This window comes from Methylomonas aurea (assembly GCF_024505045.1).
Classification (GTDB): domain Bacteria; phylum Pseudomonadota; class Gammaproteobacteria; order Methylococcales; family Methylomonadaceae; genus Methylomonas; species Methylomonas aurea.
On the sequence record NZ_JANIBM010000001.1, the window covers coordinates 131056 to 150432 of the forward strand.

At 58.1% G+C, this 19377-nt stretch carries 18 protein-coding genes; 12 read left to right on the plus strand and 6 right to left on the minus strand.

Features of this window, described 5'->3' with window-relative positions:
* Positions 1-93: 93 nt before the first annotated feature.
* The 10 genes from moaB to NP603_RS00600 all read left to right on the plus strand — a co-directional run bounded on the left by moaB (position 94) and on the right by NP603_RS00600 (position 8163).
* Positions 94-615, plus strand: coding sequence for a molybdenum cofactor biosynthesis protein B (gene moaB, locus NP603_RS00555; protein WP_256608966.1), 522 nt, complete (start codon positions 94-96; stop codon positions 613-615).
* Positions 615-974, plus strand: coding sequence for a DUF423 domain-containing protein (locus NP603_RS00560; protein WP_256608967.1), 360 nt, complete (start codon positions 615-617; stop codon positions 972-974). Before moaB ends, NP603_RS00560 begins: the two co-directional genes overlap by 1 nt.
* A 13-nt stretch (positions 975-987) precedes the next feature.
* Positions 988-1533: a phosphate-starvation-inducible PsiE family protein gene (locus tag NP603_RS00565; protein WP_256608968.1), complete on the plus strand. Its 546-nt coding sequence runs from the start codon at positions 988-990 to the stop codon at positions 1531-1533.
* Positions 1534-1536: 3 nt separating this feature from the next.
* A complete protein-coding gene (gene pepN, locus NP603_RS00570) occupies positions 1537-4179 on the plus strand; it encodes an aminopeptidase N (RefSeq protein ID WP_256608969.1) in 2643 nt (880 codons plus the stop codon).
* 48 nt (positions 4180-4227) lie between these two features.
* Entirely contained in the window at positions 4228-4821 is a 594-nt protein-coding gene (gene hisB, locus NP603_RS00575; protein ID WP_256608970.1) for an imidazoleglycerol-phosphate dehydratase HisB, read from the plus strand.
* Between the two features lie 48 nt (positions 4822-4869).
* Entirely contained in the window at positions 4870-5511 is a 642-nt protein-coding gene (hisH, locus tag NP603_RS00580; protein ID WP_256608971.1) for an imidazole glycerol phosphate synthase subunit HisH, read from the plus strand.
* A gap of 66 nt (positions 5512-5577) precedes the next feature.
* A complete protein-coding gene (hisA, locus tag NP603_RS00585; RefSeq protein ID WP_256608972.1) occupies positions 5578-6321 on the plus strand; it encodes a 1-(5-phosphoribosyl)-5-[(5-phosphoribosylamino)methylideneamino]imidazole-4-carboxamide isomerase in 744 nt (247 codons plus the stop codon).
* A 13-nt stretch (positions 6322-6334) separates the two neighbouring features.
* Positions 6335-7108 carry an imidazole glycerol phosphate synthase subunit HisF gene (gene hisF / locus NP603_RS00590; RefSeq protein WP_256608974.1) on the plus strand — a complete coding sequence of 258 codons (774 nt, stop codon included), beginning with the start codon at positions 6335-6337 and terminating at the stop codon, positions 7106-7108.
* Positions 7105-7491 carry a phosphoribosyl-AMP cyclohydrolase gene (gene hisI / locus NP603_RS00595; protein ID WP_256608975.1) on the plus strand — a complete coding sequence of 129 codons (387 nt, stop codon included), beginning with the start codon at positions 7105-7107 and terminating at the stop codon, positions 7489-7491. The genes hisF and hisI overlap by 4 nt, the downstream gene beginning before the upstream one ends.
* A gap of 207 nt (positions 7492-7698) precedes the next feature.
* The gene (locus NP603_RS00600) at positions 7699-8163 is read left to right on the plus strand and encodes a hypothetical protein (RefSeq protein ID WP_256608976.1); all 465 of its coding nucleotides are present in this window, start codon (positions 7699-7701) and stop codon (positions 8161-8163) included.
* A 64-nt stretch (positions 8164-8227) separates the two neighbouring features.
* Here the strand turns inward: NP603_RS00600 and NP603_RS00605 are convergent, their stop codons facing one another.
* Both NP603_RS00605 and NP603_RS00610 read right to left on the minus strand, forming a co-directional pair.
* The gene (locus NP603_RS00605; protein WP_256608977.1) at positions 8228-8620 is read right to left on the minus strand and encodes a thiol-disulfide oxidoreductase DCC family protein; all 393 of its coding nucleotides are present in this window, start codon (positions 8618-8620) and stop codon (positions 8228-8230) included.
* A gap of 91 nt (positions 8621-8711) precedes the next feature.
* Entirely contained in the window at positions 8712-12317 is a 3606-nt protein-coding gene (locus tag NP603_RS00610) for a hydantoinase B/oxoprolinase family protein (protein ID WP_256608978.1), read from the minus strand.
* A gap of 153 nt (positions 12318-12470) precedes the next feature.
* Between NP603_RS00610 and NP603_RS00615 the strand changes: the two genes are divergently transcribed.
* A complete protein-coding gene (locus tag NP603_RS00615) occupies positions 12471-13184 on the plus strand; it encodes a hypothetical protein (protein WP_256608979.1) in 714 nt (237 codons plus the stop codon).
* A 196-nt stretch (positions 13185-13380) separates the two neighbouring features.
* Positions 13381-15147 (plus strand): L,D-transpeptidase family protein, encoded by a 1767-nt coding sequence (locus NP603_RS00620; RefSeq protein WP_256608980.1) that lies wholly within the window; start codon positions 13381-13383, stop codon positions 15145-15147.
* A gap of 72 nt (positions 15148-15219) precedes the next feature.
* Here NP603_RS00620 and mepK read toward each other — a convergent pair whose 3' ends face one another.
* The 4 genes from mepK to trpC all read right to left on the minus strand — a co-directional run bounded on the left by mepK (position 15220) and on the right by trpC (position 19103).
* Positions 15220-16185, minus strand: coding sequence for a peptidoglycan L,D-endopeptidase MepK (mepK, locus tag NP603_RS00625; protein ID WP_256608981.1), 966 nt, complete (start codon positions 16183-16185; stop codon positions 15220-15222).
* Positions 16186-16379: 194 nt separating this feature from the next.
* A complete protein-coding gene (locus NP603_RS00630; RefSeq protein ID WP_256608982.1) occupies positions 16380-17273 on the minus strand; it encodes a 3'(2'),5'-bisphosphate nucleotidase CysQ family protein in 894 nt (297 codons plus the stop codon).
* A gap of 2 nt (positions 17274-17275) precedes the next feature.
* Positions 17276-18250: a phosphotransferase gene (locus NP603_RS00635; RefSeq protein ID WP_256608983.1), complete on the minus strand. Its 975-nt coding sequence runs from the start codon at positions 18248-18250 to the stop codon at positions 17276-17278.
* A gap of 52 nt (positions 18251-18302) precedes the next feature.
* On the minus strand, positions 18303-19103 hold the full coding sequence (gene trpC, locus NP603_RS00640; protein WP_256608984.1) for an indole-3-glycerol phosphate synthase TrpC: 801 nt from the start codon (positions 19101-19103) through the stop codon (positions 18303-18305).
* Between the last annotated feature and the right edge of the window lie 274 nt (positions 19104-19377).

Sequence of the window (19377 nt, forward strand, 5' to 3'; positions counted from 1 at the left end):
GGGCCGGTATCGCCGCTTGCGGCTTAATCAGCGCTTGCTTGGCCGGCGACGCATTCACTAGAATGCGGCAGCGACATTTTGGAGGCCCTTGCCGTGAACGAATCCCGTGAATTCATTCCGATCAATATCGCGGTATTGACCGTATCCGACACCCGCAGCGAAGCCGACGATACTTCCGGCCGCGTGCTCGCCGATGGCCTGCTCGCGGCCGGGCATATGTTGGCCGACAAAAAAATCGTCCGCGACGATATTTACCAGATCCGCGCTGCCGTCAGCCAATGGATCGCCGATCCGGGCGTAAATGCGGTAATCACCACCGGCGGCACCGGGGTAACCGGGCGCGATGGCACCCCGGAAGCGGTGCTGCCGTTACTGGACAAGGTGCTGGACGGTTTCGGCGAAGTGTTCCGGATGCTGTCCTACCAGGACATCAAAAGTTCGACGATGCAGTCGCGAGCGCTGGCCGGCGTTGCCAATGCCACCTATATATTCTGCGTGCCGGGTTCGTCCGGCGCCTGCCGCACGGCTTGGGAGGCGCTGATCAAGGATCAATTGGATTACCGTACCCGGCCTTGCAACCTGGTGCAACTGATGCCGCGTTTGCTGGAGAAATGATGCGCCGGACTTGTTTATTGTTGGCCGCCCTCGGCGGTTTTTGCGGAGTGGCGCTGGGCGCGTTCGGCGCCCACGGCTTGAAACATCTGCTAAGCGACTACCAATTGGACATCTATAAAACCGCGGTAAATTACCAGATGTGGCACAGCTTGGCGCTGGGGCTGGTGGCGCTGTTGCCCGAGAGGGCGGCTCTGCGTTGGGCGGGATGGCTGCTGGCGCTGGGCATCCTGCTGTTTTCGGGCAGTCTATACTTGCTGGCGATATTCGATATCAAATGGCTGGGTATGGTCACGCCGCTGGGCGGCCTGGCGTTTCTGGCGGCCTGGGGCCTGATGGCCTACGCCGCGCTTCGAGAATAAGCAGGAGTCACCGATGGAGTCCAAACCGCCCGTTAGACCGTCCGCCCCGCCACCGGCTGCCAGCCGGCCCGGCGCCAGCCGCAACGTGCGCGACGACACGCACGACGTCAAAGTGCCTCAAGTGCCGGAAGATGCCATGCTCAAGGCGTTAAACGCGGTGATCCATTTCGCCGTCCGCATCCTGGCGGTACTGATGGTACTGGTGATTTTATGGGGCGTTGCCGACGTGGTGTATGTGATCTATCAACGCCTGGTCGCGGAACCGTTTATGATGTTGACGGTCTCGGACATATTATTGATTTTCGGTTCGTTCATGGCCGTGCTGATCGCGATCGAGATTTTCATCAACATCACGTTGTACATTAAGCACGACACGCTACCGATTAAAATGGTCATCGCCACGGCGTTAATGGCCGTAGCCCGAAAAGTGATCATGTTGGATTTCAAGGACCTGGACCCGGCTTACATCGTCGCGATCGCCGCGGTGATCGTGTCTTTGGGCCTGACTTATTGGCTGATTTCCTATAAACCGCAACCCGTCAAAACAGAAGAGCGATAAGCCATGCGCGATGCCAGCCCGCAAACCGTCTACCTGAAAGACTACACGCCGCCGGAATATTTGATCGACCAAATCGAATTGGATTTCGATTTGGACGAGCAACGTACCAGGGTGCGTGCCAAAATGAACGTCAGGCGCAATCCGCAGAGTGCGGCCGACAGTGTCGCACTGAGTTTATGGGGCGAGGAGTTGCAATTACTGAGCATCGCCGTCGACGGCCGGCCGCTGCGAGACAGCGAATATCTGGTCGGCGACGAAGCACTGATCATCCACGAAGCGCCGCAGGACAGACCTTTCGAGATACTGATCGAAAATCTGATCAACCCGCAAGCCAACACCGCGCTGGAAGGTTTGTATCTGTCGAGCAGCATGCTCTGCACCCAGTGTGAGGCGCAGGGCTTCCGCAAAATCACCTGGTTTCTGGACCGGCCGGACGTGATGAGCCGTTTCAAAACCACGCTGGTCGCCGACAAGGCCAAATATCCGGTATTACTGTCCAACGGTAACAAAACCGGCAGCGGCGAACTCGACAACAATCGGCATTGGGTGAGTTGGGAGGATCCGTTCGCCAAACCGTGCTACCTGTTCGCATTGGTGGCCGGGCAATTGGAATGTGTCGCCGACGAGTTCGTGACGATGAGTGGCCGGCGCATTGCGTTGGAGATTTTCGTCGAGCAACACAACGTCGATAAATGCAGTCATGCGATGCAATCGCTGAAAAACGCGATGCGCTGGGACGAGGAGACCTACGGCCTGGAGTACGATCTGGATTTGTACATGATCGTCGCCGTCGACCATTTCAATATGGGGGCGATGGAAAACAAGGGCTTGAACGTATTCAACACCAAATTTGTGCTGGCCCGGCCCGATACCGCCACCGACAGCGATTACGAACACATCGAAGGCGTGATCGGCCATGAATACTTCCACAACTGGTCCGGCAACCGGGTGACCTGCCGCGACTGGTTCCAGTTGAGCCTAAAAGAAGGCTTTACCGTATTCCGCGACCAGCAATTCAGCGGCGACATGACCTCGCCGGCCGTCAAGCGCATCGAAGACGTCAACGCCTTGCGTACACGCCAGTTTGCCGAGGATGCAGGTCCTCTGGCGCACCCGGTGCGTCCCGAAGCCTATATCGAGATCAACAATTTTTATACGCTGACCGTCTACGAAAAAGGCGCGGAAGTGGTGCGGATGCTGCACACTTTGCTCGGCGCGGAAGGTTTTCGCAAAGGCTGCGATTTGTATTTCCAACGCCACGACGGTCAGGCTGTGACCTGCGAGGATTTTGTCAAAGCACTGGAGGACGCCAACGGCGTCGAGTTTAAGCAATTCCGGCGCTGGTACTCGCAGGCCGGTACACCGCTGCTGACGGTGGAACAGGATTACGATGCGGCCAGCGGCCGCTTGCAACTGACGCTGCGGCAAAGCTGTCCGCCGACGCCGAACCAGCCGGTCAAACAACCGTTACATATCCCGGTAAAACTGGGACTATTGAACCCGGACGGGACGCCGGCTACCTTCGAGTTCGCCGGCGAACGGCACAACGAAGTCACGCTGAATCTGACCGAGGCCGAACAACGTTTCAGCTTCGGCAATTTGGCCGGGCAACCCGTGGTTTCGTTGCTGCGCGGGTTTTCCGCGCCGGTGACGTTGAAAATGCCGCGTAGCCTGGACGAGCTGGCCTTTTTGCTCAGCCACGACAGCGACACCTTCAACCGCTGGGAGGCTGGTCAGCAATTGGCGACGCAGGCCATTTTCCAGTTGATCGACAGCATCGAACTAGGCCGGCCTTTGCAACTGGAGCCAATCGTCGTCGAGGCCTACCGCAAGGTGCTGGCCGATACCGGCGGCGATTTGTCCTATCAGGCCTTGTTGTTGGCGTTACCGGAAGAGAGTTACCTGTCCGGACAAATGGCGGTCATCGACGTCGAGGCCGTGCACCAAGCCCGCGAGTTCGTCAAGAAAACCCTGGCAATTAGTCTGGCCGATCAATTTCTGGAACTTTACCGGCAATACCACCGCGACGAATCCGGTTGCTTCGATGCCGGTGCCGTGGGCCGGCGCCGCCTGAAAAACACCTGTTTGAGCTACCTGAGTAAATTGGAAACGCCAGACAGTCACCGTCTGGCCGAGCAGCAATTCCGCGGTGCCCGCAATATGACCGACCAAATTTCAGCATTGGCCGCCATCGTCAACAGCCACCATCCCGACAAGGCCGATTGCCTGGACAGTTTCTACCGGCAATGGCAGCAGGAAGCGCTGGTCATCGACAAATGGTTCACGTTGCAGGCGACCAGCAGCATGCCGAATACCTTTGCCAATGTGCAGAACTTGATGCGGCACCCGGCTTTCGATATGAAAACGCCGAACCGGGTCCGGGCCTTGGTCGGCGCCTTCAGCCAGTCCAATCCGCTGCATTTCCATGCTGCGAATGGCGAAGGCTACCGCTTTTTGGCCGACCGCGTGATCGAATTGAACGCGCTGAATCCGCAAATCGCCTCGCGCATGGTCAGCGGTCTGGCGCAATGGCGGCGGTACGACGCCAACCGGCAAAGCTTGATGAAACAGGAATTACAGCGTATTGTCGCTACCGAACAGTTGTCGAAAGATGTCTATGAGATTGCCAGCAAGAGTTTGGCGTAGCCGTCACAATCACGTAAACTAGCGCCGGACCCAGTTACCCGCATTAGCATGAACCCACGCACCGCTCAGGTTGAACGCAACACCCTCGAAACCCAGATCAAGATATCGGTCAATCTCGACGGCACCGGCTCAGCCGCGTTCACTACCGGCCTGCCGTTTTTGGACCACATGCTGGACCAGGTGGCCCGGCACGGCTTGATCGACATGGAGATCGTGTCGCACGGCGATCTGCATATCGACGCTCACCACAGTGTCGAAGACATCGGTATCACGTTGGGCCAGGCGGTTGCCAAAGCGCTCGGCGATAAAAAAGGCATCTACCGCTACGGCCACGCCTATTGCCCGCTGGACGAATCGTTGTCGCGGGTGGTGGTGGATTTTTCCGGCCGCCCCGGCTTGTTTTACAACGTGGAATTCAAAAGGGCGTTGATCGGCAATTTCGACGTCGATCTGTTCAAGGAATTTTTTCAGGGTTTCGTCAACCACGCCGGCGTGACCTTGCATATCGACAATCTGAAAGGCGGCAACGCCCACCACATTGCCGAAACCGTTTTCAAGGCATTCGGCCGGGCGGTACGGATGGCGATCAGCCCCGACCCGCGCATGGCCGGCATCATGCCGTCCACCAAAGGCACTCTGTAAACCGCTTCTTATCCGCTGCGAACCCTTGACCCGAAAATTCTAACTGCTATGCCATCAGTTGCCGTCATCGATTACGGAATGGGTAATCTGCATTCCATTGCCAAAGCGCTTCAACATGCCGACAGCCGCAGCCAAGTGCTGGTCAGCTCCGAGCCGGACGTGATTCGCCGGGCGGACCGGGTGGTATTTCCCGGCGTCGGGGCGATCCGCGATTGCATGAGCGCTTTGCACGCCAGCGGTCTGGCCCAGGTCATCACGGACGTGGCAAGGGATAAACCATTGTTGGGCGTTTGTCTGGGTATGCAGGCCCTGCTAACCGACAGTGAGGAAAACGGCGGCGTCGCCTGTCTCGGTTTATTACCCGGCCATGTCCGACGTTTCGCCGACGATCTGCGCGACGACGACGGCAACGTACTGAAAATTCCGCATATGGGCTGGAATCAAGTCGAGCAGAAGCCGCATCCGCTATGGAAAAACATTCCGGATCGTAGCCGTTTCTATTTCGTGCACAGCTATTATGCGGTGCCGGACGACGCGCGCCATACCGCCGCAACCGCGGATTATCCGCAAACCTTCACCTGTGCATTGGCGGATGGCAATCTGTTTGCCGTGCAATTTCATCCCGAAAAAAGCCAGACGGTGGGATTGCAGTTGTTGCAAAACTTCCTGGCCTGGGACGGGACGGTGTAACCGCCGACATTCCGTGTTGGCTTTACTAACCCTTTGAAATAGTGATTTAACTGTCGAGATTTAGATATGTTGCTGATACCCGCAATTGACTTGAAGGAAGGAAAATGTGTCCGCTTGCGTCAGGGTCGTATGGAAGACGATACCGTGTTCTCCGACGATCCGGTAGCGGTTGCGGGGCGCTGGGTCGATGCCGGGGCAAAGCGATTGCATCTGGTCGATTTGGACGGCGCCTTTGCCGGCAAGCCGAAAAACGCCGACGTGATCCATGCCATCGTCGAAGCTTATCCGCATGTGCCGATTCAGATCGGCGGCGGCATCCGCGACGAGGATACCATCCAGGCCTATCTGGAAGCCGGTGTGCAATACGTGATCATCGGCACCAAGGCGGTCAGCGAGCCGCATTTCGTCCGCGACGCGTCGATCGAATTTCCCGGCCACATCATCATCGGCTTGGACGCCCGCGACGGCAAGGTTGCGATCGACGGTTGGTCCAAACTATCTCGCCACGACGTGATCGATATGGCGCAAAAATTCGAATCCAACGGCGTCGCCGCGATTATCTACACCGACATCTCCCGCGACGGCATGATGCAAGGCGTTAATGTCGAAGCCACCGCCAAGTTGGCCAGTTCGGTACACATTCCGGTCATCGCCTCCGGCGGTATCACCAACCTGGACGATATCCGCGCATTGGGCGCCGTGGCCCACGAAGGCATCATGGGCGCGATTACCGGCCGCGCGATTTACGAAGGCACGCTGGATTTCGCCGAAGGCGCCAAACTGGCCGAATCCTTCGGCGGCGAGGACTGAGCCGCAACCCGCCATGAGCCTAGCCAAACGCATCATTCCCTGCCTGGACGTCGATAACGGCCGCGTCGTCAAAGGCGTCAAATTCGTCGATATCCGCGACGCCGGCGATCCGGTGGAAATCGCCCGCCGCTACGACCGCGAGGGTGCCGACGAAATCACTTTTCTCGATATTACCGCCACCCACGATAACCGGGCGACGATGGTCCATGTGGTCGAGCAGGTCGCCGGCGAGGTGTTCATTCCGTTGACCGTCGGCGGCGGCATCCGCAGCTCGGATGATATTCGCCGTATGCTGAATGCCGGCGCCGATAAGGTCGGCATCAACAGCGCCGCGGTGTTCCGCCCCGAATTCGTCAAGGAAGCCGCCGACAAATTCGGCTCGCAGTGCATCGTCGTCGCGATCGACGCCAAAAAAGTCAGCCAGGACGGCGAGGCCGAGCGCTGGGAAATTTTTACTCACGGCGGCCGGAAACCGACCGGCATCGATGCCGTGGCATGGGCGGTACGGATGAAGGATTACGGTGCCGGCGAAATTCTGTTGACCAGTATGGACCGCGACGGCACCAAGTCCGGTTTCGATTTGGCCTTGACCCGTGCCATCAGCGAAGCGGTCAGCATTCCGGTGATCGCCTCCGGCGGCGTCGGCAACCTCGACCATTTGGCCGACGGCATTATCGAAGGCAAGGCCGATGCGGTGTTGGCGGCCAGTATTTTCCATTTCGCCGAATATACGATAGAACAGGCCAAACGCCATATGCAGTCGCGCGGTATCGAGGTGCGGTTATGAGCACCGCCTGGCTGGAGCAAATCGAATGGACCGAGGACGGATTGGTGCCGGCTATCGCCCAGGACCACAGCAGCGGCCGAGTATTGATGTTTGCCTGGATGAACCGGGAATCGCTGGCCCTGACTGTCGCCGAAGGCTACGCCGTGTATTGGTCGCGCTCCCGCAAGCGTTTGTGGCGCAAAGGCGAAGAATCGGGCCATCGCCAAAAAATCCTCGATCTGCAGTTGGATTGCGACGGCGACGTGATTTTATTGAAGGTGGAACAGGAAGGCGGCATCGCCTGCCATACCGGCCGGGAAAGCTGTTTCTTCCGCAGCTTTAAAGACGGCGATTGGCAAGTCAGCGAAGCCGTGTTGAAAGATCCGCAGGCAATATACAAATAAGCGCTTATTGATTCAGCCCGCTCCGGCAGGCCGGTTCTACAGCTTGTCGCTTTGATTGCGCCGGGAATTATTTGCCGTGGCCGCAAGTCCGAGGTAAGGTTAAAGTAATCCAGCGGATTGAGGCTATATAACGGACTATCACCTTTCAGCAGTTGCGCTCAACGGCTGCATACGCCGGTCGGGCGCGAAGAATCGCGGTATTTGCTTATGATACTGATCGTAAAAAATATTCCTTCGGCTTCCCAGGAAGACGAATTGGCCGATTTCGTCGCGCCGGCATTGCGGTTTTGTTTTTGGTTGCCGTTCAAAATAGGCCGTATTCTGAAGACCGATATTTTTTGTCTGAAAAACCTGAAAACCAATGTGCTGTCGTTTCACGGCCGAGTCTTTATCGACGACGATAAAGCCGGGCGCCAGGCGATCAAGAAATTGCACGGCAAGCGCTTCAAAAACAAAATCGTCGAAGTGCGCGAGTATTTCATTCGATCCGGAAAAAACGACCGCCGCGCTGGGCAACAGATCGTCACAGTGGAAATTCTGGACAAACGCAAGGGCGACCGCCGCTGCAACGTCAAGCATGCCAACGAAACGCCAATCCACACCAACGTATTCGATACCCGCAACGTATACCAAGTCAGTCGGCGGGCTCGAAACGAGTTTTACGACGAATGATTGCTTAGTCCGTCGGGACGGGTCGCGCCGTTTTCATGACCTGATTGCTGCACCGAATGCGGATTCAAATCCGGCAATCTGCCTTACAAGCCTTGCCCGCCAGCCACGCCCCCAGCGGCAAACGGTAGCGGGCGAAATACGCATAGAGTTTGGCAAACAGCGGCCGGGTCAACGGCCAACGCAACGGCGCAGCCAACCACCCCAAACCCAGTAAGCTATAGGTCGCGTGGAAGGCATCGATGCCTTTCACCAGCGAGCCATCGGCCCGCACGCCGTGAATTTCCGCCATCAGCTCGGCCTCGGTACAACCCAAATGTTCCGGTACGAAATCGTTTGCGTGGATATCCTGAAACGCGACACGGCCGGCGGCGTTTCTGGATTGCAGCCAAGCCACCTCTCGCCGGCAAATCGGACAGTGGCCATCGTAAAGTAGAGTAAATTCGGCGCTGGCATTCATGAGGGTACCTGAACTGCATCATAGGACCGGGTCCTGTTGTCGAAGACGATCGATACCCGATAAGCTACCGGAAGAAACGCATTCGGCAAGTTCAATTCCTTGATCGATCGCTGACGCCGAAACCGCCGCCTCCCGGCGTTGCAATTACGATGCTGTCGCCGGCTTCGACTCGAATGTCCGCGCAGCCGGCTAATTCGACCGTTTCGCCGCCGGCTTTGAGCAAACGGTTGACACCCGGCGCGCCAGGCCAACCGCCGCGCATACCGAACGGCGGCTGGCGCCGGTGGCTGGAGAGAATGGCTACCGTCATCGGCCGGCAAAATTCGATCCGGCGTAGCACGCCATCGCCGCCGCGATAACGCCCGTCACCGCCGCTGCCCTCGCGTAGCGAAAACTCGCGCAATAGCACCGGAAACCGTTGCTCCAGAATTTCCGGATCGGTGATGCGCGAGTTGGTCATGTGGGTATGCACACCGCTGGTGCCGGCGAAACCGTCCCCGGCTCCGGCGCCGCCGCAGATGGTTTCGTAGTACTGGTAATCCCGGTCGCCGAAGGTCAGATTGTTCATCGTGCCTTGGGATGCGGCCTGAACGCCCAACGCGCCGTACAAGGCGTCGACGATGTATTGTGATGTCTCGACGTTACCGGCCACCACGGCCGCCGGATATTGCGGATTCAACAAACAACCTTCCGGAATCACGATATCCAGCGGTTTCAGGCAGCCGGCGTTTAACGGAATGTCGTCCTGCACCAGCGTCCGCATTACGTACAGCACGGCAGCCTTGCATACGGCCGCCGGCGCGTTGAAATTGTCCGCCAACTGTGGCGAGGTGGCGGAAAAATCGATCCGTGCACTGCCCGTATCCCGATCTATCGAGACGCTGACGGCAATGGTGCCGCCTTGATCCAATGGGTAGGCGAAGCTGCCGCCGTCCAGCGTTTTCAATAAGCGGCGGACGCAGGCTTCGGCGTGGTCCTGCACGTGTTGCATATAGGTCTGTACCACCGCTAACGAATAATCGCCGACCATGGCCAATAACTCCTGAGTGCCTTTTAGATTGGCGGCGATTTGTGCCTGCAGATCGGCCAGATTTTGCTGCGGATTGCGCGCCGGGTGGCGGTTGCCGGCCAGCCATTCCAGAATCGCCGCTTCCCGAAACCGGCCGCCGTCCAGAATTTTCAGTCCGGCGCTGATCACGCCTTCATCGTCGATATGCCGGCTGGCGGCCGGCATCGATCCCGGCGAAATGCCGCCGACATCGGCATGGTGACCGCGCGAGGCGACGAAAAACAGCAGTTGCCGCTCGGCGTCGAATACCGGCGTCACCACGGTGATATCGGGTAGATGGGTGCCGCCGGCGTAAGGCGAATTCAGCAGGTAGGCGTCGCCGGGTGCCAGGTCTTTACCATGGCTCAGCACCAAGGCTTTGACGCTTTCGCCCATCGATCCCAGATGTACCGGGATGTGCGGGGCATTAGCGATCAAATTGCCGCCGGCATCGAACACTGCGCAGGAAAAATCCAGCCGCTCCTTGATATTGACCGAATGCGCGGTGTTTTGCAGTACGAAACCCATCTGCTCGGCCACCGACATGAAGCGCTTGTTGAAGATCTCCAGCATGACCGGATCGGGGCCCGCAGCGAGGGACAGGGCGGCGATCGAGCACTTGTTTCCGCTCAGCAGCAGATCGCCGTTATGCTGCATAAGGGCTTGCCAGCCGGGCTCGACCACGATGGTCGAAGTCGGCTCCAATATCACTGCCGGCCCCGCCACTGTTTGCCCGCAGCCCAGTCGTTCCCGGCGGTAGACCGGCGCATCGTGCCAACGGCCGCGGCTGAACAGGCGCGTGCTGCCTTGCGCCTCGCCATCGTGGCGATCTGCAACGGTTGGCGCTATCTCGCTAAAGCGCGAGTCGCAAGCGATGCTTTCGACCTGCAAGCTGGCAATCACCACCGGCCGCGCGTAGCAAAAGCCGAATTGGCGCCGGTATGCCGCGGCAAAATCCTGCAGTATTGCCTCAGGTTCGGCGTAGTCGACCGTCAAGGCGGTATCGCTGCCTTGATAACGCAGTGCCAGGCGCCAGCGGCTAATGGACTGGTCCGGGTCCAGGCCTTGAGCGGCCAGCTCGCGCCGCGCCGCTTGTTCCAAGTCTGAGAAACGCCGCCGCAACTCGGTCGCATCCACCTCCTGCCATAAACCTTCCAACGCCGCTTGCTTTAGCACCCGAAACTCGGCCAGGCCGATGCCGTACGCCGACAGCACGCCGGCCAACGGATGTAGCAATACCTTGCGCATGCCCAGGCGTTCGGCCAGCAGGCAGGCGTGTTGCGCGCCGGCGGCGCCGTAACAGCACAAGGCGTAGTCGGCGAGCGGGTAGCCCTTTTGCACCGAGATTTTTTTGATGGCCTCGGCCATATGCTCGACGGCGATCTCCAAAAAGCCCTCGGCGACTTGTTCCGGGCTGCGGCGTTCGCCGCTGGCGGCGGAAACTTCGGCCGCCAGTGCGGAAAATAGTGCCGTTACCCGCTCGCGGTCCGGCGGCAAGTTACCCTTCGGGCCAAACACCGCCGGAAAATCCGGTAACTTGCCCAGCAGTAGATTGGCGTCGGTCACTGTCAACGGCCCGCCGCGCCGGTAACAAGCCGGACCGGGATTGGCGCCGGCCGAGTCCGGCCCCACCCGGCAGCGTAAGCCGTCGAAATGCAAAATTGAGCCGCCGCCAGCAGCGACGGTATGAATCGCCATCATTGGCGTCCGCATGCGGACGCCGGCGACTTCGTTGTCGAAACTGCGCTCCAGCTCGCCGGCGTAATGGGCGACATCGGTGGAGGTGCCGCCCATATCGAAGGCGATAATCTTGGCCAACCCGGCGCCTTTGGCTGCCGCAATCGCGCCAACCACGCCGCCGGCCGGGCCGGATAGGATGCTGTCCTTGCCGTGGAAGGCGTCCGCCCGCACCAGACCGCCGTTCGATTGCATGAACAACAGGCTTGGGGTCGAGTCGCCAGTTGGCAAGCCGCGTTCGACCTGCGCGACGTAACGGCGTAACACCGGCGACAGATAGGCATCGACCACCGTAGTATCGCCGCGGGCGACGAATTTCGGCAGCGGACTGGCGAGATGCGACAAGGAAATATATTCAAAGCCGATGTCGGCGGCCAACTCGGCTAGCATCAATTCGTGTTGCGGGTAGCGCCAGGCATGCAGCAACACGACGGCGAGATTGCGAATGCCCAGGTCGTAAATCCGCCGCAATTCGGCGTTGGCTTGGTCCTCAGTCAGCTCCTGCAATACGCGGCCGTCGGCGTCGACGCGGACGTCGATTTCGGCCACCGCCTGATAGAGGGGCTCCGGCCGGCGAATCCGCAGCGCGAAAATGTCCGGTCGGTTTTGGTAGCCGATACGCAGACAATCGCGGAAGCCGCGGTTGGTGACCAACGCAATGGCGGCGCCCTTGCGTTCCAGCAAGGCGTTGGTGCCGACCGTGGTGCCCATTTTGACGGCGGCTATCCGATCCTTCCTGCCGGTGCCGGACTCCCGCAGAATCTGGCTTATGCCGTGCAGTGCGGCGTCCGGATAAAGTTCCGGATTTTCCGAAAGCCACTTGCGAACAGCCACCTTTCCGTCCGGGGCCAGCGCCACGATATCGGTAAAAGTGCCGCCCCTGTCGATCCAAAACTGCCAGCCCGCCGCCATCGAAAAAAACCTACTAGAAATTACTAATCAAATTTTTGCTAACTTTATGTAATGATAGCCATTCTTCGACAATGGCATTTTAATTGATGCCGGCCCGGATACCGCGGTTGCCGGGCCATTGCGCGGCAATAATAATCACATAGGGGGAAATGCGTGGAAACTTTGTTCGATTTGGTTTTGGTGGCGGCGGCCTTGTATGGTGCCAAAGCTTATTTGACCGCGCCGGAAGTCGTCTCCGACAGGGAAGTTTTTTCCAGCCGCGGTTCGATGTTCGTGAAAAGGCTGGTCAGCGAGCAGGTCGGCCAAGGCCGGCAAAGCCAACCGGCTACGCCTATTCCGCGATCGGAACCGCCGCTAGCCCAACCCGAACCAAGCCAAGGCATTATTGCCGAAGCCGAACCAACGCTGCCAGCCGAATCGGATATACCGGCAGCCGTAACCGTGTCGCCGGCAGAACAGGATGCCGACCTATTGCCGGTAGCAGTGGAATTGCAGGTGCCGCAGGATTCGGTATTGAATCGGCATTATTGGGCGCAACGCGCCGCCGAACGCACCGCGATCGAGCAACCCTACCCGACCGACTCGGTGTTACTGCGCCATTACCGGCAGAAGCAAGCGGCGGCACTACAATTGGTAGCGCAGGAAGCGGTCGCAGCCAGCGTCACCGATCAAGCCGCCGTCGCGGTCAAGGTCGACGCTACGGTGGGCATTCCAGAAGATTCGGTGCTTAAACGCCATTTCCTGGCAAATGCCCGTAACCTGGTTGAGCAAAAATACGGCCCCCGGCCGAGCGACAGCGTTTTGCTTCGCCATCGCCGGCAATTGGTCGAGGCTGATTTGACAGATTATTTGGCGGGATTGGCGTAGTCTGACTTCGCGTCGGCGGGCAATTGCGGTTATTATCGTTGGAATGCCGATTTCGTCTGTCTTCTGCCGGGAACTGGTTTAAAATTCAACCGTCTTCGAAAAAAAAGCAACATTAGCTGTCTGTAATGTTTTGGGCCGGGAACGGTGGCGCTCCCGCCTGCGGCAGTCTTAATTCAGGAACTCAATCCGCGTAATCATGATAACTATACCCAATGCCTTGAAAGATTCGCGTCCGAGCCCCGCCTGGTTTGCGTTGGCGGCTTGCATCTCCTACGCGGGGGTGAAGCCGGTATTGGCGGCGGACATGCCGGCGACACTTCCCGAGGTTGCGACTCCTGCTCCGGCACTGGTAGAGGCAGCGCCTCCCGCTGCGAATTTCATTCCGGCCGACAACCCTATCGGCAGCCTGTTGCTCAGCCGGCAACATCCGTTGCTGGCGCGGACAGACTTCAGCCGGATCAGCGACTATGTCGTGCAGATTTACCAAGCCAATAATTTTCAACCGATTTGGTTTAACGCCAACCGTTCCGAAAAAAACCTGAACGATTTGTTCGGCATTCTCGAAAATGCGCCGATCAATGCCTTGAATCCGGCTGCTTACGATGTCGAACGCCTGAAACAACTTGCCGGCGCGCCGATTGGGGATAACGCCACCGCCGCCAGCTACGATGTGGCCTTGACCGTGTCGCTGGTGCGGTTTCTGCACGACTTACGTCAAGGCCGAGTCGATCCGCGCGATGTTCAATACCCGGTGCATATTGCTCCCAAGCCGGCGTTGGATATTGCCGGATTGTTGAAACAGCATCTGGAAGCGCAGACGCTGGGCGAGCTGGTGACCGTATTTGAACCCAAAGCCAGACAGTATCAGCAGTTGAAGCAGATTTGGAATCGGCTGCAGCTTTTAGCCGGCCAATCCGCGCCGCACGAATTCAAGCCCGGCAAGCAATTGCGCCCGGGAGACAAGCATCCGCATATCGTCTTCTTGCGGCAAAATCTGCTGGCAATGGGCCTGATTGCCGATAACCTCAACCCGGAAAGCAAGGTTTACGATGCCGATCTGGCCGAAGCCATAAAGAAGGTGCAGCAGCAACAAGGCCTGAAAGCCGACGGCGTGATCGGCGCCGCTACTGCCGCATTGTTCAATCGGCCGCCGCAGGAAAAATTGGCGCAGCTGGAATTGGCAATGGAACGCTCGCGCTGGATTCCGGATCCGAGCGACGGCCCGATGATTTTGGTGAATATCCCGGCCTTCGAATTGTGGGCGTTCAATTCTCCCGACGATGCCAATCCGTTGAATATGAAGGTGATCGTCGGTAAATCCCCCGACAAACAAACTCCGGTGTTGTGGGAGGAAATGAAGTACCTGGAATTCATGCCCTACTGGAATATTCCGAAAAACATTTTCGAAAAGGAAATCCTGCCGAAAGCGGCCAATAACCAGGGTTATCTCGCCAGCCAGGACATCGAACTGGTGCGGCATCAAAACAGCGAGGAAAAAGGCGGCGGCAGTTATTTGCGCGCGCGGCAGCGGCCCGGCAAGAAAAATCCGTTGGGCCGGGTCAAGTTCGTGTTTCCGAATACCGCCGACGTTTATTTGCACGACACACCCAGCCGGGCAGCGTTTAACCGGCCGCGGCGCGACCTGAGCCACGGTTGCGTCAGGGTTGCCGACCCCAAACGTTTGGCCGAATTTGTGCTGGGCGACCAGCAGGGTTGGGACAAGGATACGATTGAACAAGCCATGTCGGCGCCGAAAACCCGCCATGTCACGTTAAAACGTTCGGTGCCGGTATTGTTCTACTACGCGACGACCTTTGTCGACCATGCCAACCAGTTGCATGTCTATCCGGATATCTACGGCCAAGACGAACTGTTGCAGAAAGCCCTGAGCAAATTGCAGGCCCCCAATGCCGGTGCCAACCAGTTGGCCGCGAGCGGCAAAGCCGCGACCAGCAGTCAGTAGCGACCGGAAAATGCATCAGGCATAAAAAAGCGCCGAAAACGGCGCTTTTTTATGCGGCTAGGCGCGAACCAGCTATAACGTCCAAGTGCGGAAAGTGCCGGTATCCAGGTGAATGAAATTCGATTCCGGATAGTAACCGACGCCGCCGCGATGCATCGCCAAAGCGGCGTTGTGGATCCGGCGCAGATCGAAACGTTCGACGCGGATGTCCACCGCCCGGCCGTGCATGTGGAAGCTGTTGTTGGCGACGCCGGTATGCTCGGCATGCAGTTTGGCGTTGGTCAGCGGGGAACGGTAACCGCAAATCACGCCGAAAGGTTGTTGTAAGCCCAGCATTTGCTTCAGGTCGTGCAATTGGTCGAGCAACTCGGGGTCGATCGGGTGCACGTCGTCGGTGCGATAGTCGCGCAGCAGGAAACTGATTTCCTCCAACGCATCGGTCAGATAACGGCCTTTCTCGAAATAAGTCAGATTCAACTTATCGCCGGTGTGCGGATTTTGAAAGGCCAGCGAACGGTGGGAGGTTATTCTGCCACGGTCGGCGACGAACATCGGTTGCTGGTCCAGCGTGATGATCGGCTCGCGTTGGCCGGGGCGGATCACCGAATGTACTCTGCCGCCGCTTTCATGGCTATGGCTGATATGGGCCGTGCTGTATCCGTGCTTCTTGCCGTGGTAAACATCACGGACTCGCGCGTTGTATTGGGCATGATGGTCGGCGTGTGCCAACTGTATCCGGTCGTGGTGAGCCAGCGTCGGTTTATGACGGTTATGGCCGGCCAGAGCTTTTTCGCCATGCCGCGCGGATTTCCCGGCTTGAATGGCCTCGTGTTTGGGCAGGCGCGCCGCACTTTTTGCCGCTTTGCCGGTTCTATGGTTCTTGTCGGCTTTGACGGCCGCACTTTTGGCAGCATGAACCACGCCGGGCATTGCGATAGATAAAACGGCACCTAGCGCCAAGCGACCGAAAAAGCTGCGTCGCGACAGCTCCACTTCGCCCTGCGTATTGCCATCATTCTCTAAGTTGTGTCTCAGCATCCATAATCTCCTGTTTAACATCTTACGGATAATCATTGATTCCGAAGGTTAAAATCCAAAAGCAGTAGTTCCGATTATAGCAGTCTATCACATAGAAGCGACTGTAAAGCCAAAAACGGCTGCCGATTGTCGGTAATATTACAATTGCCTGAAAGTGCAGATTCGGCTTTCAACGCATGCACGGCGGCTCGATTTCAACGCGTGGCCAGCCTCCGATAAAGCTCGATCATGGCTTCCGCCAACGCTTGATTCGCGCAATACAGCACGCCGCAATGGTTCATGAGAGTCGATCCGGCAGGATTTAAAGCCAACGCCCGGCCGAACATGTCGCAAGCGATGGCGCCGGCCTCGCGGAACAGACAGACCGTCGCCGCATAGTCCCAGACACTACCGCCTCCGAGTTGCGGCTTCGGAAATTTGAAGTAACAGGCCGGCGCATCGGTCAGAACCTGGCAAGCATTCAGTGCAGCCCCCCCCTGCAAGGTCAGAGTCGCACCGGCATAACCCAATGCGACGGCGAGCCGTTCCAGTTCTGCCAAGGTCTTTGGGTAGAGCGGGTCGGCGGCAAAGCTCTTGTCGGTGATGAATTTCAGGATGTTGTGGCGCTCTACCGCAGCCGGCAGATGCAAAGGTTGCGAATCGCGCCAGGCGCCGCCGTTTCGCACGGCCCGATACAAGGTTCGCGCCAGCGGGTCGTAGACCACTCCGATCAGCGCGGTTCCGCCGCGCTCGACCAGCGCGATCGATACCGAGTAACCCGGCACGCCTTGGACGAACGGTAAGGTGCCGTCCAACGGATCGATGCACCAGAAGTGGTCTTTTCGCAGCCGGCTGCCGTCGTCGGCCTGTTCTTCCGCCAGTACGGCCAGATCGAACATCTCGCAGGCGGAGCGTAAGGCCTGCAAGATCGTTTGCTGGCTCAGATGGTCGACTTCGGTGACCATTTGCGCCGCCAGACTGCTGCCCCCGGTTTTGTTGCCGACCGCAATCCGGCGGCCGGCATGGCTTTCGATGATGTGTCCGGCCTGGTATGCCGCGGCAATGGCGCCCTGACAGAGTAAGTCGAGTTCGGTTACTGACAGCGGCATGTTCACGGTTCCGGACTATTGGCCAATTCCGCTATCACTTGCCGCGCCAGCCGTTCGCTATAACTGTCGGCCGGCCAATGCTGAGGGCTCCAGCCTTTCAGAAAACGATGGAAATCGGTCCAGGCAACCGGATACAACATCCGCCATTCGTGTTCCAGCGCATCCGCATCGACGCAACGGCCTTTGGTTTGCAGAGCTTTCCTCAACGCTTGAAAATAGAAGTCCAGCAACTCGGCTTCTCGGCGTTCCGCCGCACGGCCGTCCAGGCAACTATCGATAAAATAGGCCACGTCCTTGATTCCGCAGCCGCCGCCGACGTACTGAAAATCCACCGCGGCGACCCGTTCGCCATCCGTAGAGAAACAGAAATTCGCCAGTTTGGCGTCGCCGTGGACCAGGGTTTGATGCGCGCTGGCGCCCAGTTTGCGGTCTATCGCCGCAGCGGCGCGCTTTAACGCGGAATCGGCCAAGGCCTGCAATTCGTCGGGTCGGGTTGCCAAATGCCAGTAGCTACCGGTTTGCCACAGGCCATCCGGTTTTACGCCGAGGAAAGTGGCGTGAAAATGGGCCAGCCAATTCAGGCAGGCGCGGAGTTCCGTATCGCTCAAGCGGGCGCGCCGCGCTGAAAATCCAGCCGCGTCCAAGTCTTCCAGCACGATCAAGATCTCGTCGCCGAACGACTCCGCCGCCAGACAGGCCGGAACCCGGCACTGCGCATCGCAGCGGCGGCTCCATTGATCGTACCAGGCGGTTTCGACCCGGTAGGAACGCAGTTTGCGCTGATGGGATATGTCCGTTTCGTTGCGCCGCGCCGGCAATTTCACGTGTTTGACTACCACGCTGGCGCGTTTACCGCCGGCCAAGCGGTAGCGGACGATCTGGCCGTAGCCGCTCCATAGCCTTTGCACCGGTTCGGCTCCGCTGATATCGGTCGCCTCGGCGACGCGCAGAATCAAATCGCGAATAGGGTGGTCCATCGTATTCTGGGTGAAGAAGCCGGGCCGGTTCGGCCCGGCGGCCCCCCCCCCCCTAAAAGAACAGTTCCCGCATTTTCTGCCCCGGCGACGGTGCGCGCATGAAGGCTTCGCCGACCAGGAAGGTGTAGATGCCGTTATCCTGCATCAGTTTGACGTCGGCCGGAGTGTGGATGCCGCTTTCGGTAACCACCAGCTTGTCGGCCGGTATCGTGTTTTTCAAATCCAGCGTGGTTTGCAGCGAGACTTCGAAGGTACGCAGGTTGCGGTTATTAATGCCGATCATATTGGTGTTCAGCCGCAATGCCCGCTCCAGTTCCGCGGCATCGTGCACTTCCACCAGTACGTCCATGCCCAGTCCGGTCGCGGTATCGGCCAATTCCTGCAGCATCGCGTCGTCCAATGCAGCGACGATCAGCAACACGCAATCGGCGCCCAATGCCCGCGACTCGTGGATTTGGTACGGGTCGATCATGAAATCCTTGCGGATCGCCGGCAGCGGGCATCTTTCGCGCACCATCTGCAGATTCGCTTCCGAGCCCTGAAAAAACTCTTTGTCGGTCAGCACCGACAAACAAGTTGCGCCGTTGAAAGCGTAATCGACCGCGATTTCGACCGGCTTGAAATCCTCCCGGATCACGCCCTGGCTGGGCGAAGCCTTCTTGATCTCGGCGATGATCGCCGGCTTTTGCTGGTCGGCCTTGCTGCGCAAAGCCTGATAAAAACCGCGCGGACCTTGCACGCCGGTCGCAATTTCCTGCAACACTGAAATCGGCGTGTTGTTCTTGCGGCGGGCGACTTCTTCGGTTTTTTTGGCGAGGATGATTTTTAGGATGTCGGGGGTGTTGTCAGTCATTGTTTGGTTTTGTGTATGGTGTCGCTATCGCGACTAATTATATTTGAAGTCGGGTCTAGCAGGTTGGTGAAAAACTCATTTTTGACCCTAACTCAGTCTGTATTTAGTTGAGGCATGATGCTGCAGACACTATATATTGATTAAGCTGGCCAAAATTAGCGTCTGAAATATGGTTTTTCACCAACCTGCTAGACCAGCCCCCTTTTTTCAGTAATTAGGCATCGGTTTTTACAATTTTGAGATTATTAGTTTATACATGCGTCCGATTACGCTT